Genomic DNA, 934 nt, shown 5'->3' with positions numbered 1-934 from the left:
CGGTGGCTATGTCGGAGGGGTTCCACCCGTTCCCATCCCGAACACGGAAGTTAAGCCCTCCAGAGCCGATGGTACTTCGCGGGAAACCGCGCGGGAGAGTAGGTCGCTGCCGGATTCTTTTTGAGAAGCCCCCGGTGTCCCTCGTGGACACCGGGGGTTTTCTGTTTTGGGCCACTGGGGTTTTCGTGCGTCACCGCGGAGGCTGGGCCTGGCGCCTGCGCAACCGGCGCACGCCGCCCACCGCCAGCAGGGCCGCCGTGGTGGCCAGCACCAGCAGGTGCTCGGCCCGCGCCGCCCCCTTCGCCACCGCGTCCACGCTGTGTGAGAAGGCGTACCCCAGCCCCAACACTACCGGGGCGCTGATGCACAGCGCCAATCCATCCCAGAGCAGGAAGTGGCGCAGCCGCATGCCTTGCACCGCGGCCATGATGAACACCGCCCCGCGCAGCACCGAAAGAAAGCGCCCCACGAAGACGCAGCGCCCGCCGTGGCGCGCGTAGAGCTGGGCCAGTCGCTCGCGGCGCTCAGGTGGCAGGAGCTTCTTCAGCCGAGGATGCTCGTACAGCGCGGGCCCCAGCCTTCGGGCCGTGAGGAAGAGGGCCGTGTCTCCGCAGAGCACGCCGGCCATCGCGACCGCGAGCGCCAGGGCCATGGGAAGGACGTCCCGGTGCGCGAGGATGCCCAACGACAGCAGCACCAGGTCCTCTGGGATGGGCACACCCAGGCCTCCAGCGACCAGGGCGGCGAAGAGCAGGGCCGCCGAGCCATGGGTCAGCAGCCACGGGACTGGACCTGCGGCCATCGCGTCCCTCTTTCAGGGCGTCATTCAGGTTCCGCGGGGCGGACGGTGCGCGCCGCCCCGCGCTCCTGCCGGAAGAGGAGGACCTCCCGGGAGATGATTTGACGGGTGGCGGCCATACGGGCACCGCCCCCC

1 protein-coding gene and 1 rRNA gene are annotated in these 934 nt (G+C 70.0%); one reads left to right on the top strand and one right to left on the bottom strand.

Annotation, left to right across the window (positions count from 1 at the left end; genetic code table 11):
• A 5S ribosomal RNA gene (gene rrf / locus G4D87_RS38195) occupies nt 1-115 on the top strand; the annotation flags it as partial.
• 75 nt (nt 116-190) lie between these two features.
• On the opposite strand, the gene G4D87_RS38190 is transcribed toward rrf, so the two are convergent.
• Nucleotides 191-802, bottom strand: coding sequence for a DedA family protein (locus tag G4D87_RS38190; protein WP_163787639.1), 612 nt, complete (start codon nt 800-802; stop codon nt 191-193).
• Nucleotides 803-934: the final 132 nt, after the last annotated feature.

The organism is Myxococcus vastator (genome assembly GCF_010894475.1).
Lineage (GTDB): Bacteria > Myxococcota > Myxococcia > Myxococcales > Myxococcaceae > Myxococcus > Myxococcus vastator.
Note: the sequence above shows the minus strand (reverse complement) of the source record. Positions and strands in the feature narration are given on the sequence as shown.